This is a genomic window from Gordonia sp. SL306 (assembly GCF_026625785.1).
Lineage (GTDB): Bacteria > Actinomycetota > Actinomycetes > Mycobacteriales > Mycobacteriaceae > Gordonia.
Window position 1 is genome coordinate 3,373,110 of the sequence record NZ_CP113063.1, and the last position, 13,696, is coordinate 3,386,805.

General features: G+C 67.6%; 11 protein-coding genes. 2 read left to right on the top strand and 9 right to left on the bottom strand.

Annotated elements, in window-relative coordinates; translation table 11 throughout:
• Positions 1 to 33 precede the first annotated feature (33 nt).
• On the top strand, positions 34 to 678 hold the full coding sequence (locus tag OVA31_RS15410; RefSeq protein WP_267627488.1) for a TMEM175 family protein: 645 nt from the start codon (positions 34 to 36) through the stop codon (positions 676 to 678).
• Between the two features lie 30 nt (positions 679 to 708).
• On the opposite strand, the gene OVA31_RS15415 is transcribed toward OVA31_RS15410, so the two are convergent.
• Positions 709 to 1,722 (bottom strand): LacI family DNA-binding transcriptional regulator, encoded by a 1,014-nt coding sequence (locus tag OVA31_RS15415; protein ID WP_267627489.1) that lies wholly within the window; start codon positions 1,720 to 1,722, stop codon positions 709 to 711.
• A gap of 71 nt (positions 1,723 to 1,793) precedes the next feature.
• On the opposite strand from OVA31_RS15415, the gene OVA31_RS15420 reads away from it, so the two are divergent.
• Positions 1,794 to 3,275 (top strand): MFS transporter, encoded by a 1,482-nt coding sequence (locus OVA31_RS15420; RefSeq protein ID WP_267627490.1) that lies wholly within the window; start codon positions 1,794 to 1,796, stop codon positions 3,273 to 3,275.
• 147 nt (positions 3,276 to 3,422) lie between these two features.
• Here the strand turns inward: OVA31_RS15420 and OVA31_RS15425 are convergent, their stop codons facing one another.
• From OVA31_RS15425 to OVA31_RS15460, 8 genes are all read right to left on the bottom strand, one after another.
• A complete protein-coding gene (locus OVA31_RS15425) occupies positions 3,423 to 4,670 on the bottom strand; it encodes an alpha-hydroxy acid oxidase (protein ID WP_267631553.1) in 1,248 nt (415 codons plus the stop codon).
• 20 nt (positions 4,671 to 4,690) lie between these two features.
• Entirely contained in the window at positions 4,691 to 6,178 is a 1,488-nt protein-coding gene (locus OVA31_RS15430) for a rhamnulokinase (protein WP_267627491.1), read from the bottom strand.
• Complete coding sequence (locus tag OVA31_RS15435) at positions 6,175 to 8,211, bottom strand: bifunctional aldolase/short-chain dehydrogenase (RefSeq protein WP_267627492.1); 2,037 nt, start codon at positions 8,209 to 8,211, stop codon at positions 6,175 to 6,177. The genes OVA31_RS15430 and OVA31_RS15435 overlap by 4 nt, the downstream gene beginning before the upstream one ends.
• Positions 8,212 to 8,255: 44 nt before the next feature.
• Complete coding sequence (gene rhaI, locus OVA31_RS15440) at positions 8,256 to 9,416, bottom strand: L-rhamnose isomerase (protein ID WP_267627493.1); 1,161 nt, start codon at positions 9,414 to 9,416, stop codon at positions 8,256 to 8,258.
• 94 nt (positions 9,417 to 9,510) lie between these two features.
• Positions 9,511 to 10,875 carry an MFS transporter gene (locus OVA31_RS15445; protein ID WP_267627494.1) on the bottom strand — a complete coding sequence of 455 codons (1,365 nt, stop codon included), beginning with the start codon at positions 10,873 to 10,875 and terminating at the stop codon, positions 9,511 to 9,513.
• Between the two features lie 91 nt (positions 10,876 to 10,966).
• Entirely contained in the window at positions 10,967 to 11,326 is a 360-nt protein-coding gene (locus OVA31_RS15450) for an L-rhamnose mutarotase (RefSeq protein ID WP_267627495.1), read from the bottom strand.
• A 302-nt stretch (positions 11,327 to 11,628) separates the two neighbouring features.
• A complete protein-coding gene (locus OVA31_RS15455; protein WP_267627496.1) occupies positions 11,629 to 12,732 on the bottom strand; it encodes an acyl-CoA dehydrogenase family protein in 1,104 nt (367 codons plus the stop codon).
• A complete protein-coding gene (locus OVA31_RS15460) occupies positions 12,729 to 13,694 on the bottom strand; it encodes an acyl-CoA dehydrogenase family protein (RefSeq protein WP_267627497.1) in 966 nt (321 codons plus the stop codon). Before OVA31_RS15460 ends, OVA31_RS15455 begins: the two co-directional genes overlap by 4 nt.
• Between the last annotated feature and the right edge of the window lie 2 nt (positions 13,695 to 13,696).

Consider the following 13,696-nt stretch of genomic DNA (forward strand, 5'->3'; position numbering starts at 1 on the left):
CACTCGACCGAGGGTCATCGTACTGTCTGGATCATGGCCGACTACGAGTCTCGTCGCACCGAGGAGGGATTCCGGCGGCTGATCACGTTCGCGGATGCCGTGGTCGCGATCGCGCTGACCCTCCTTGTGCTGCCGCTTGCCGACATCCCGCGGGAGATCTCGGACGACACCACGGTCGGTGACGTCCTCTCCGAGTACCTGCCGGAGATCATCAGCTTCTTCGTCAGCTTCATCGTGATCTGGGTTCTGTGGCGCAATCATCACCGGATCATGGAGCATTTCCGGACCTACGACCGGGTGCTGTTCGAACTCCACTTCGTCTGGTTGCTCACCATCGTGGTGCTCCCGTTCGTCACGGCCATGCTCGACAACGAGCACATCGAGCGTGCCAACGCCGTCTACATGGGAGTGCTTGCCGTATCGATACTCTCGTTGATCTCCATGACCGCGTGGGGCGCCCGTCGCCGCGAGCTGCTGGAGCCGGGCGACGACATCGAACTATGGCTCCGCCGGCGCTCGGGCGCCGTGACGTTCCTGCTGCTGGTGGTCGCCATGGTCATCGCGATCATCTATCCCGAGACGGATTCCTGGCCCCTGCTGCTGCTGGTTCTGTCGGGACCGTTGGAGAAGCTGCTGGCCCGGCTCCGCGGCCGCAGGGCGGAGAGTTCGCCGGGGTGAGACGCAGCGCGGTACCGGGGCGTGGTGTCGTCAGCCGAGGGTCGACGCCCGGGCCACCAGCTCTGGCTGAAAGACGGGATTCGACGGCTGGTGTCGTTGCGGCGACTCGGTGGCCGCGGAGATCAGGAGCTCGACAGCGGTTGCGCCGATGAGGGAGGTCGGCTGCTGGACGGATGAGAGAGGGACAACCGCCGAACGCGCGAAATCGATGTCGTCGTAGCCGATCAGGGCGATGTCGTCGGGGACACGAACATCACCACCCAACATGGTGAAGGCCTGCAGGACGCCTATCGCGACGAGGTCGTTGGCACAGAACACGGCGTCGGGCCGGGCGGCAGGGCTCCTGCGCTGCAGCGCGTCCCCGACCTCGCGCCCTGCGAGCACGCTGAGTGCCGAGGTCTCCACCACCTCCAGGGATGCGCCGTCGACCTCGGCAACGGCCTGCTCGGCACCGCGTAGCCGATCGGCGACCTGGCGAAGTCCCGCCGGCCCGCCGACATAGGCGATCCGGCGGCGCCCGATCGAGCAGAGATGCGACACCGCAAGGCGACCCCCGGCGATATCGTCGACGGCCACGGAGTCGAAGGGGGTGCCATTGGCATCCCGGTCGACCAGGATGACCGGCGTGCCGCGCCTTCGGAGCAGGTCGAGGCGCCCCAGATCGTCACCGATGGGTGACACCAGCAGCCCGTACACCCGCTGCTCGTCGAAGGCGTCGATGTAGTCGTGCTCGCGTCGTTCGTCGTCGTCGGACGTTCCGAGCAGCACGGTCAGATCGTGTTCACCTGCACGGCGCTCGGCCGCGCGGGCGATGTCGGTGAAGAACGGGTTGCCGACGTCGAGCACGACGAGGCCGACGCACCGGGAGCGGCCGGCCCGAAGCTGCCGAGCCGCATCGTTGCGGACGAACCCGAGCGCCTCGATCGCGGCCTGGACCCGGATCACCGTCGCCGGGGCCACCTTGTCGGGGGAGTTGAGCACGTTGGAGACGGTGCCGACCGAGACCGACGCCGCGGCCGCGACGTCGCGCATGCTCACTCCCATGGGCTCATCTCATCAGATCTCGGGCGCCTGAGTCGCGCGCCCGACACGGTCGGAGGTGGTTCACTACACACATGTCGATGCCGGCCGGCCCGCTGTCCGATCAGTACCAGCCCGATCCACGGCGCTGGAAGGCACTGGCAGTGTGCCTGGTGGTCGGCTTCATGACCCTGCTCGACGTCTCGATCGTGAACGTGGCACTGCCGTCGATCGAGAAGGGCCTCGGCGCGACGTCGGCCGACCTGTCGTGGGTGGTCTCCGGATATGCCCTGACCTTCGGCCTCGTGCTGGTACCGGCAGGCCGCGTCGGGGACGCCCGGGGCCGCAAGACCACATTCCTCGTCGGATTGACGCTGTTCGTCCTCGCGTCGGCGGCGTGCGGACTCGCACCGGGCCCGGGCATGCTGGTCATCTCGCGGCTCATCCAGGGAGCCGCAGGCGGCATTCTCAGCCCCCAGGTGTCGGGACTCATCCAGCTCCTGTTCCGAGGCGCCGAGCGGGGCCGGGCGTTCGGGATGTTCGCCGCGACCATCGGTATCTCGACCGCGGTCGGGCCGCTGCTCGGCGGCATCCTCATCCAGATCGGCGGTGAGGAGCACGGCTGGCGATGGGTGTTCTTCGTGAACGTGCCGATCGGCATCCTGGCCTTCATCGCGGCAGTCCGGCTGATACCGGCCCGGCCGGTCGAGACCAAGCAGCCGCTGCGCGCATCGTCGTTCGACCCCATCGGGGTGCTGCTGCTCGGCGTCGGTGTCGTCGCGCTGATGCTGCCGCTCGTCCAGGAACAGCAGTGGGACGGTAATGGCAAGTGGCTGTTGCTGGTCGTCGCCGCGGTGCTCCTGACGGCCTTCGTGTGGTGGGAGCTGCACCAGGCGCGCCGGGGCCGTCAGCAACTCGTGGACCTCTCGTTGTTCTCGCTGCGGTCGTATTCGCTTGGCTGTGTCATCGCGCTCGTGTACTTCGCCGGTTTCACCACCGTCTTCTTCATCTACACCCTCTATGTGCAGCAGGGACTGGGCTATTCGGCGCTGATGGCGGGTCTTGCCGTGACACCCTTCGCGCTCGGTTCCGCGGTGTCGGCAGGCATCGGCGGGAACATCGTCGGGAAGTTCGGCCGCAAGCTGGTCGTCTTCGGGCTGCTGCTCGTCGTCGTCGGCATGGTGGCGACCGTGATCGCAGTTCACCTGGTGCCCGGCGACAACGTGGGCTACGCGGCCGCAGTCCCGTTGCTGGTGGCCGGCATCGGATCGGGGTTGGTGATCTCGCCGAACCTCACCCTGAGTCTCGACGAGGTCCCGGTGTCCAAGGCGGGCATCGCGGGTGGCGTTCTGCAGACCGGTCAGCGCATCGGCTCGGCCGCCGGTATCGCGGTGGTGGGAGCCGTGTTCTTCGCGCAGGTGGCGAGTACACACGGGGACTGGGCCAAGGCGTTCGAGCTCGGGCTGTCGACGGCGGCGCTGCTGGTGCTGGTCGCGCTGATCGTCGGGCTGGCCGACCAGTTCGCGGAGCGACGTGAGGTTGGAACGTCCCGCCGGCCGAGTGGTCCGAGGAGCTAGTGCACGGCGTATCGAGGGTGCGGGGAGTCGGCCTAGGCCTCGATACGCTCCTCACTTCGTTCGTCGCTACTCGGCCGGCGGTGGGGTTCGTCGCTCTTCGGTCGGCGGAAGACCTGGTCGCTGTCCGAGCGGCGGTAGGGTTCGTCGCTATCCGAGCGCCACGGGCCGTGACCGGGGCACCAGGCGTTCCAACTGCGTCACGTGATCCGGCGTCAGTTCCTCGAGCGAGGCGACACCGAGAAGGCGCATGGTGCGCGCGATCTGCTCGGAGAGGATCTCGATCATCCGGTCGACGCCTGCCTCACCACCGGCCATCAGGCCGTACAGGTAGGCGCGCCCGACCAGGGTGAAGTCGGCACCGAGGGCGATGGCCGCGACGATGTCGGCACCGGAGGAGATGCCGGTGTCGAGGATGATCTCGGTCCGCTCGCCGACCTCGCGCGCTACGTCGGGCAGCAGATGGAACGGTATCGGCGCCCGATCGAGCTGACGCCCACCGTGATTCGACAGCACGATGCCGTCGACCCCCAGATCGGTGACGGCCTTGGCATCCTCGACGGTCTGGATGCCCTTGACCACCAGCTTGCCCGGCCACTGCGACTTGATCCACGCCAGGTCGTCGAAGGTGACAGTCGGGTCGAACATGGTGTCCAGCAGTTCGGCGACGGTTCCCGACCACCGGTCCAGCGACGCGAACGCCAACGGCTCGGTGGTGAGGAAGTCGATCCACCATTGCGGGCGCGGCAAGGCGTTGACCACGGTCTTGGCGGTCAGGGCAGGCGGGATCGACATGCCGTTGCGCTTGTCCCGCAGGCGTGCTCCGGCGACGGGGACGTCGACGGTCACCAGCAGCGTGTCGTAGCCGGCCTTGGCGGCGCGGTCGACCAGCGCCATGGACCGTTCGCGGTCCTTCCACATGTAGAGCTGGAACCAGTTGCGGCCGTGCGGGTTGGCGCTCTTGACGTCTTCGATCGACGCGGTACCCATCGTCGACAACGAGAACGGAATGCCTGCCCGCGCGGCCGCGCGCGCCCCGGCGTACTCACCCTCGGTCTGCATCATCCGGGTGAAACCGGTGGGGGCGATGCCGAACGGCAGCTCCGACCGATCACCGAGGATGGTGCAGCTCGTGTCGACCTTGGAGACGTCGCGCAGGATCGCCGGATGGAACTCGATGTCGCTGAACGCCTGACGGGCCCGGGCGATCGACAACTCGGCCTCGGCCGAACCGTCGGTGTAGTCGAACGCGGCCTTCGGCGTCCGTCTCTTGGCGATCGTCCGGAGGTCCTCGATGGTCAACGCCGCGTCGAGCCGACGCTTCTTGGCATCGAACTGCGGCTTCTTGAACTGCATCAACGGTGCGAGATCGCGAGGCTTGGGAACTCGGCGCTTCATGGGGGAACTGCCCTGCATGGTCATGCCTTTCCTGCTCCGACCGCAGCGTGGTGACGCGTGCTGCGGGAACGTCGGGGTGCGTAGTGTTGCGGCGGGAACCGGTCGGCGACGATGGTCCGCATCGCCTCCAGGTCGCCATCGATCAGATCGTGGGCTCGCGCGGTGATCAGCACGTTGCCCAGGGCGGTGGCCTCCACCGGCCCGGCCTGCACGGGCAGGCCCAGTCGGTCGGCGGTGAGCTGGCACAGCAGTCGGTTCTGCGAACCACCGCCCACCATGTGCACGGTGCGGACATCCTTCCTCGACAGCTCGGCCGCGGTGCGCACGCTGTGGGCGAATGCGGCGGCGAGGCTCTCGACGATGGCGCGCACCATCTCCGGACGCGTCATCGGTGGTTGCATGCCACGCTCGGCGTACCAGTCGCGGATGCGGCCCGGCATGTCTCCCGGTGGAAGGAACCGCGCGTCGTCGGTGTCGAAGACCTCGAACCCAGAGGTGACCTCGGCTGCCTGGGCCAGCAGCTCCGCGAGATCGGCACGGTAGCCGTCGCGCTGATACTGCCGGACCGTCTCGCTGAGCAACCACAATCCCATCACGTTGTGCAGGTAGCGGATTCGGCCGTCGGCACCGACCTCGTTGGTGAAGTTGGCCTTCCAGCCGGCCCGGGAGACCTCCGGTGCCTCGAGTTCCACACCTACGAGACCCCAGGTGCCGCACGAGATGTACGCCGCCGACGACGGATCCATCGGGATCGCCGCCACCGCCGACGCGGTGTCGTGGGAGGCGACCGCGGTGACGTGCGGACGCTCGACGAGGCCGAGGCGATCGGCGACATCGGTGAGCAGCGGGCCCTGATCGGTCCCGGTCTCGACGATGTCGGGGAACAATCCGACGGGGAGGGCGAGCCGCTCCATCATCGCAACGTCCCACTCGCCGTTGATGCCGAGCAGACCGGTGGTCGACGCGTTGGTGCGTTCGGTGCCGCGTCGGCCGGTGAGCCAATAGGTGATCAGGTCGGGGATCAGCAGGGCGCTGTCGGCCTCGTCGAGCAGACCGTCCCGATTCTCCGCCGCCAGTTGATAGACGGTGGTGAAGGGGAGGAACTGCAGGCCGTTACGGAGATACAGGTCCACCGGCCCGAGTTCGGCGTGCACCGCCTCGACGCCGTCGGTGGTCCGCGCATCCCGATAGTGATGCGGCAGACCCAGCATGCGCCCCTCACGCAGGAGTGCATAGTCGACCGCCCACGAGTCGACGCCGATACCGACCAGATTGTCGGACTGGCGGCCCGCCTCCGCGAGCCCGGCACAGGCGTCGCGGAACAGGCCGGGCAGATCCCAGTGCAGCGCCGTGCGATTCCCGTTCCAGATCTGGACCGGACCATTGTCGAATCGCGCGACCTGTTCGAGTTCCAGCCGACCCTGCGAGATGTCGGCGAGCATCACGCGTCCGCTGGTCGCGCCCAGGTCGATCGCGGCGACCTGGGCGGACCGTGATGAGCGGCTCATCGCAGGAACGCTGCAGCGACCCCCGCGTCCACCGGCACGTGCAGGCCGGTGGTGTGGGAGAAGTCGGAGGTGCAGAGGGCGAATGCGGCATTGGCGATGTTCTCCGGCAACACCTCTCGCTTCAGGAGTGTGCGCTGCGCGTAGAACTTGCCCAGGTCCTTCTCCTCGACGCCGTAGACCGCGGCACGCTGTGCGCCCCAGCCGCCGGCGAAGATGCCCGAACCGCGCACCACGCCATCGGGATTGATGCCGTTGACCTTGACGCCGTGCTCACCGAGCTCGGCGGCCAGCAGCCGCACCTGGTGGGCTTGGTCGGCCTTGGTGGCCGAGTACGCGATGTTGTTGGGTCCGGCGAACACCGAGTTCTTCGACGAGATGTAGAGGATGTCGCCGCCGAGCTTCTGATCGATCAGGGCGCGTGCCGCGGCCTTCGACACCAGGAACGAACCTCGTGCCATCACGTTGTGCTGGAGATCCCAGTCGGCAGCGGTGGTGTCCAGCAACGACTTCGACAGCGAGAGGCCGGCGTTGTTCACCACGAGGTCGATGCCGCCGAACGCCAGCACGGTCGCATCGATCGCAGCCTGGACGGCGGCTTCGTCGGTGACGTCCGCTGCCACGCCGATTGCGACGTCGGTGGAACCGATCTCGTCGGCCGCGGCCTGCGCCTTCTCGACATCGAGGTCGGCGATCACGACGCAGGCGCCTTCGGCGGCCAGACGCCGGGCGATGGCCTTGCCGATTCCCGATGCTGCGCCGGTCACCAGCGCGATGCGGGTCGCGAGGGGCTTCGGCTCGGGCATCCGCGCGAGCTTGGCCTCTTCCAGAGCCCAGTACTCGATGCGGAACTTCTCCGTCTCGTCGATGGGCGCGTAGCTCGAGACCGCTTCGGCGCCACGCATGACGTTGATGGCGTTGAGGTAGAACTCGCCTGCCACTCGTGCGGTCTGCTTGTCCTTGCCGAAGCTGAACATCCCGACGCCGGGGACGAGCACGATCGCGGGGTCGGCACCCCGCATGGCCGGGCTGTCGGGGGTGGCGTGGCGTTCGTAGTAGCCGCGGTAGTCGGCGCGGTAGGCCTCATGCAGTTCGGCGAGCCGTTCCTTGCACTCCTCGACAGTGGCGGTGGGTGGGAGATCGAGCACCAGCGGCTTGACCTTGGTACGCAAGAAATGGTCCGGGCAGCTGGTGCCGAGTTCGGCCAGGCGCGGATGCTCCTCGGCGGCGAGGAACTCCAGCACCGGGTCGACGTCGGTGAAGTGGCCGACCTGTGGGCGGTCCATCGACGCGAGACCGCGGATGAACGGTGCGAGGGCGGCCGCCTTGGTCCGACGCTCGTCGGCAGGCAGCGCGCTGTACCCGTCGAGCTCCCGACCGAACGGCTGCGGGCGACCGTTGGCGTCGATGTACTGCTCGGCGGTCTGGATGATCTCCAGCGAGTTGGCCTGCGCCTCCTCGGAGGTGTCGCCCCACGCGGTGATGCCGTGACCGCCCAGGATGGCTCCGATGGCCTGCGGATTGGCCGTCTTGATGGCGGAGATGTCGAGTCCGAGCTGGAAGCCGGGACGACGCCATGGAACCCACACGACGCGGTCCCCGAAGATCTTCTGCGTCAACACCTCACCGTCGGACGACGTCGCGATCGCGATGCCGGAGTCGGGGTGGAGGTGGTCGACGTGGGCAGCGTCGACGAGACCGTGCATCGCGGTGTCGATCGACGGTGCGGCGCCGCCCTTGCCGTGCAGGCAGTAGTCGAAGGCGGCGACCATCTCGTCCTCGCGGTCGAGCCCGGGGTAGACGTCGACGAGGGCACGCATACGGTCGAGGCGCAGTACGGCCAGGCCCTTTTCGGTCAGCGTGCCCAGGTCGCCGCCGGAGCCCTTCACCCACAGGAGGTCGACGTTCTCACCCGTGACGGGGTCGGTGTCGGTGCCCTTGGCGGAGGTGTTGCCGCCGGCGTAGTTGGTGTTCTTGGGGTCGGAGCCGAGCCGGTTGGATCGCGCGATCAGCGCGGCAACTGTCGGGTTGGTCATGAGGGGTTCTCCTCGGAATCAGAAGGTGTCGGTGTCGGGAGAGGTCAGGCGCCCCAGGAGGACTGCGTGCCGCCGATTCGCTCCTCGGCGATCTGTGCGGCGTGGCCGGACGCGGCGTAGGCCGCCATCGGGTCGGCGGGTAGCCCGCGTGCCTCGCGACGCTCGGCGAGCATCGGGCGGACATCGGTGTAGAAGGCGTCCATCATGATCGCGTTGGCGCCCAGTACGTCTCCGGACTCCTGGGCCGCGGTCAGGGCGTCGGTGTCGACGAGGAGGGCACGTGCCGTCATCTCCTGGACGTTGAGGACCGAGCGGATCTGGCCGGGGATCTTCTCCTCGACGTTGTGGCACTGGTCGAGCATCAGTGCGACCGGCGAGCCCGTGTCGAGGCCACCGCCGCGGATGACCTCGAAGAGGATCCGGAAGAGCTGGAACGGATCCGCGGCACCGACGATCAGGTCGTCGTCGGCATAGAAGCGGGAGTTGAAGTCGAACGAGCCGAGTTTCCCGAGGCGCAGTAACTGCGCCACGATGAACTCGATGTTGGTTCCCGGCGCGTGGTGTCCGGTGTCGAGGCAGACCATCGCACGCTCACCGAGGGCGGAGACCTGCGCATACGACGTTCCCCAATCCGGGACGTCGGTCATGTACATGGCCGGCTCGAAGAACTTGTACTCCAACACGAGTCGCTGATCGTCGCCGATGTGCTGGTAGATGGTCGCGAGCGACTCGGCCAGGCGATCCTGACGTCCGCGGATGTCGCCCTGCCCTGGGTAGTTGGTACCGTCCGCGAGCCAGATCTTGAGGTCGCGCGAACCGGTCTCGTTCATCACGTCGATGCAGGCGATGTGATGATCGATGGCCTTCTGCCGCACCGTCTTGTCGGTGTGGGTGAGGCTGCCGAACTTGTAGTCGTCGTCCTGGAAGGTGTTGGAGTTGACCGTGCCCAGGCGGACGCCGAGATCTTCGGCGTGGGCGCCGAGGGCGCGGTAATCGTCGACGGTGTCCCACGGGATGTGCAGCGCGACGGTCGGTGCCAGGCCGGTGAGCTCGTGGACCTTGGCGGCATCGGCGATCTTCTCACCGACTGTGCGCGGGGTGCCCGGGGTGCCGAACACCTTGAACCGGGTGCCGGAGTTGCCGAATGCCCAGGAGGGGAGTTCGATCTCGAGGTTGTCGAGGATCGTCTCGTCAAAGGTGGTCATGAGGAACATCTTTCGGTTGTGGTTCCCCGCCGCCGACGTGGCGGGGGAGTCGCCGGCGGCGGGGAGGTGTGTGAATCGTTTCAATCGAGGCAGGTCAGGCGGAGGTGCGGCTCGGTTCTGCCACCGAGATGTCGTGGGTCGTCGGTGCAGCGGGTGCATCCTCCACGAGCTCGGGGGACACGGGCGCCCCGTAGCGCTCGGCCTCGATCTGCTGGAGGGTCTTGCCCTGCGTCTTGGGCGCCCAGATGGCACCGATGACCAGTGCGATGGTCAGCAGGCCGACGAGGAGGGTGCCGACGGTGGTGAGTCCGGTGGCGGCGAGCATCGTGGGGAAGAAGTAACTCAGGAGACCGGTGGCGCAGCGGCAGACGAAGAACATCACGCCCTGGGCGCTGGCCCGGTACGGAGTTGCGAACATCTCACTCGCCCAGAGGCTGTAGAACGCTTGAGCACCGATACCTGAGGACACACCCCACAGGATCGCGAAGATCAGCATGGTCGCGATACCGCTGTCGGTGAACGCGACCAGCACGATCCAGGCGACGATGCCGAGGGCTGCGCCGAACACATAGAGGGCCTTCTGCGAGACGCGGTCGGCGTACCGCATGAAGCCGAAGTACGTGGCGAGCACGGTGCAACCCCAGACCAGCACCTGCAGAAGGTTCTGCTGGACGGCGCTCTCGAGACCTGCGGTCTCGTAGACGCGCGGCATGAAGATGCCTGCCTGGCCGGCGACGGTGTTCCAGAACAGGTAGATGCCGCCGAGGAACAGCAGCGCCATGATGTTGACCTTCTTGGAGAAGAGGCCCTTCACGCCGCGTGCGCCGACCGACGAGTTGAGCTGCCGTGTCTCGTCGACAGCCTCGTCCTGCCAGATCTTCGACTCGTGCAGACCCTGGCGAATCCACCAGACCACCGCGGCCACGACGAACAGGTGGAGGAAGATGAGGCGCGATCCCCACAGTCCGAGCGGTGCGAGCGCTGCGGCGAGGGCGAAACCGATCAGCGGCCCCACGGACCAGGCCAGCTGCGCCGTGCCGACATGTTTCGCACGTTCGACTGATGGCGCCTGTTCGGCGATGTAGGTCCACGACGCCGGGACGCCCGCGCCGACTGCGAGGCCGGTGATGACGAAGCCGGCGAGGAGCATGCCGAAGTTCAGTGCGAACGCGGCCAGCAGCACACCGGCCATGTAGACGAGCAGGTCGTAGGTGTAGATCGCCTTACGTCCGAAACGGTCGCAGAGGGGGCCACCCACGGCGGCCCCGACAGCAGCGCCGAAGGCGTTGGCGCTCAACGCCGCGAGCAAGCCGACGGCGAAGTTGCTGATGCCGAACTGGTCCTGCCAGAACGTCAGGCTGGTCGCGATCGCGATGATGGAGCCGGCCTCGATGTAGTTCGACATGGCGACCGAGATGGTCGCCCGCCAGCCGGTGGTGGAGCGCGCTCCTACTTTCATGGTGCTTCCTTGCGTCGGGTCTCAGTACAGAGGGTGGGGATCGAGGAGGTCAAGCCGGGTGTCGTCGATGTGGGGGCTCCCGTCCGGTGCGTCAGGCGAGGTGGAAATACTCCACGAGCTCGGTGCGGATGGTGTCAGGGTTGGCGCCGGGCGTTCCGTCGTCGCCCGGCGGGGTGCTCGGCGGGCGGAAGAACTCCGACATCTGGGCCTGCCAGCGGGCGTTGACCTCGGTGGCCTCCATCGCGGCGGTCGCCGCGGCGAAGTCGTCGGTCTCGAGATAGCCGACCACCATGCCGTCCTCGGGCCGCAGGAACAACGAGTAGTTGCGCCAACCGCTCGCACGCAGGGCGTCGAGCATCTCGGGCCAGACCTCGGTGTGGGCCTCGAGGTAGTCGTCGACCCGCTCGGGACGTAAGTGCAAGAGGAAGCACACCCGCTGTGGGTCGCTCATGACATCTCCTCCGGTCTCTGGGCGAACGTTTCGTCCTGCTCCGATCGAGCTTGTTTGCAGACTGTGCTGAATCATGGTTTGAAACGTTTCAATTTGTGATTGCGGCAACATTAGACCGGGCGATGTGAGTGAGTCAAGGCGGGTGTGGAGAAAGTGAGGTCGGGAGGCCTCGGGGTCACAGGGTGTCGCGTGTCGAACAGCAGGCCGCGGGTGCGCTCGGCTCACGCGGGTCGTCGACCACTCGCGAGAGCCGAGCAGACCTGCGTGAGCCGAAGCGCGGCCGGTCGCAGGGTCGGGGGCTCTCAGTCGAGGAGGCGCCCGCTCAGCTCGGTGATCACCTCGTGCGGCTGCCCGAACAATTGGGCACTGCCGTGCGCGCGCTTGAAATAGAGCTGGATGTCGTGTTCGGCCGTGATCCCGATGCCCCCATGGAGCTGAATGCCCTCGCCGGTGACACGTGCGAACGCTTCCGAGCAGTACACATGTGCCGCCGATGCCAGGTCGTCGGCAGCCGGATCGCCGGTGACGATTGCCGACACGGCAGCCCTGGAGATCGACCGAGCGGTCTCGACCAACGCGTACATGTCTGCCATCCGGTGCTTCAGCGCCTGGAAGGATCCGATGATCCGACCGAACTGCTTGCGTGACTTCGTGTAGTCGACGGTGAGGTCGAGTGCTGCCGCGGCGCCGCCGACCTGCTCGGCGGCCAGCAGGGCCCGTGCATGGGTGCGCAGTCGGCCGGGCAGGTCCGGGCCCGACGCGATCGTGCCCGCCGGTGCCTCGTCGAAGTCGATCCGCGCGAGGGGCCGACTGGGATCGACCACGGGTAGGGGGGTGACCGTCACCCCGTCGGCGTCGGCATCCACCGCGTGCAGGGTGGTGCCGTCGCCGCTGCCGGCGAGGACGAGCAGGAGATCTGCCGACTCGCCGTCGATCACGTAGTCGGCTGTGCCGGAGAGCAGTCCGCCGTCGGCGTGCACTCCCGGTCGGTCCCATCCGTCGCGGCCGGCCCAGCACACCGTCGCGATGCGCTCGCCGGACGCGATGGATGGCAGCAAGCGCGCAGTGGCCTCGTCGTCGCCGGCGATGAGGATCGCCGCAGTGGCCAACGCCGTCGCGAAGACGGGCACCGGGCTCAGCGATCTGCCCAGTTCCTCGAGAACAGCCGCCGTCTCGGCGAAGGATGCGCCTGCGCCGCCGGCATCTTCCGGGATGGGGAGGGCCGAGACACCGATCTCCGCGCACAATGTCTGCCAGAGCTCGCGATCGATCCGTGGCGTCGCGCGCATCGCCGCTCGGGCGGATGCCGAGTCGGCGCGGCGGGTCACCAGATCGCGGATGGCCTCGGCGAGCGCCTCGCGCTCCTCCGCCGAGACCGCTGCGGGGGCGATCACATCACTGGTCACAACGACTCCAGTACTCGCTGCCGCAGGACCGCGGGAGTTCCCCACGCGGTGAGCAGTGCACGCGTCTTGGTCAGGTAGAGAGACAGATCGTGCTCGGTGGTGTAGCCGATGGCCCCCAGCACCTGCAGCGCCCGGCGCGAGGCGAGGTGGGCGGCGTCGCCGGCAGCGACCTTGGCCGCGGCGACGTCCCGGCGGATGTCGGTGTCCTCCGGTGCCAGACCGTCGATCCCGAGAGCGGCGGCGTGGACAAGCGGTCGTGCCATCTCGATCGCGATCGCGACGTCGGCAAGGTGGTGCTTGACCGCCTGGAAGGAGCCGATGGGACGGCCGAACTGCTTGCGCGCCTGGGCATAGTCGGCGGCGAGGGTGAGCATCGCGCCTGCCATGCCGAGCAGCTGTGCCGCCGCCGCGAGGATGCCGATGTCGATCGCATCGTCGATGGGAACCCCATCGGCCAGTACCTCGCCCGGGGTCAGCTCGGCGACCATGCGGGTGGGATCCACCGTCGCCACCGGTTCGCCGACGGTGGCGGTGCTGAGCACGCCGTCGCGTACGAGGTAGGCGACGTCGGCGACGGGGGCCATCGGCGCGATCGGTGGGATGGCGCAGGTGGCGATGGTACCCTCGGCCAGGGCGCTCAGACGTTCCCCGGTGATGTTGGCGGCGTGGAACAACACCGGCAGCACCGCGATGGTCTCGATGACCGGTCCGGGCAGGGCGTGGCGTCCGATCTGTTCCATGGCGACGGCCATCTCGATCGCGCCGGCCGAAGAGCCGCCCGACGACTCGTCGATCAGCAGGCCGCTGATCCCGGTCTCGGCCAGCGTGGCGAAGACCTCGGTCGCCGGTTGCGGATCGCCGTCGGCCCACGCGCGGGCGCGCGAGGCGACATCGGCCTTGGTGAGCAGGGCGTCGACCGTGGAGCCCAGGTCGTCGTGCACATCGGAGAGGAGGAATTCCATGG

Bases quoted from the DNA above. Each gene is read 5' to 3' on its own strand.
- rhaI (WP_267627493.1), bottom strand. From the start codon at position 9,416: ATGACCACCTTTGACGAGACGATCCTCGACAACCTCGAGATCGAACTC.
- OVA31_RS15435 (WP_267627492.1), bottom strand. From the start codon at position 8,211: ATGACCAACCCGACAGTTGCCGCGCTGATCGCGCGATCCAACCGGCTC.
- OVA31_RS15430 (WP_267627491.1), bottom strand. From the start codon at position 6,178: ATGAGCCGCTCATCACGGTCCGCCCAGGTCGCCGCGATCGACCTGGGC.
- OVA31_RS15410 (WP_267627488.1), top strand. From the start codon at position 34: ATGGCCGACTACGAGTCTCGTCGCACCGAGGAGGGATTCCGGCGGCTG.
- OVA31_RS15420 (WP_267627490.1), top strand. From the start codon at position 1,794: ATGTCGATGCCGGCCGGCCCGCTGTCCGATCAGTACCAGCCCGATCCA.
- OVA31_RS15425 (WP_267631553.1), bottom strand. From the start codon at position 4,670: ATGAAGCGCCGAGTTCCCAAGCCTCGCGATCTCGCACCGTTGATGCAG.
- OVA31_RS15445 (WP_267627494.1), bottom strand. From the start codon at position 10,875: ATGAAAGTAGGAGCGCGCTCCACCACCGGCTGGCGGGCGACCATCTCG.
- OVA31_RS15450 (WP_267627495.1), bottom strand. From the start codon at position 11,326: ATGAGCGACCCACAGCGGGTGTGCTTCCTCTTGCACTTACGTCCCGAG.
- OVA31_RS15460 (WP_267627497.1), bottom strand. From the start codon at position 13,694: ATGGAATTCCTCCTCTCCGATGTGCACGACGACCTGGGCTCCACGGTC.
- OVA31_RS15415 (WP_267627489.1), bottom strand. From the start codon at position 1,722: ATGGGAGTGAGCATGCGCGACGTCGCGGCCGCGGCGTCGGTCTCGGTC.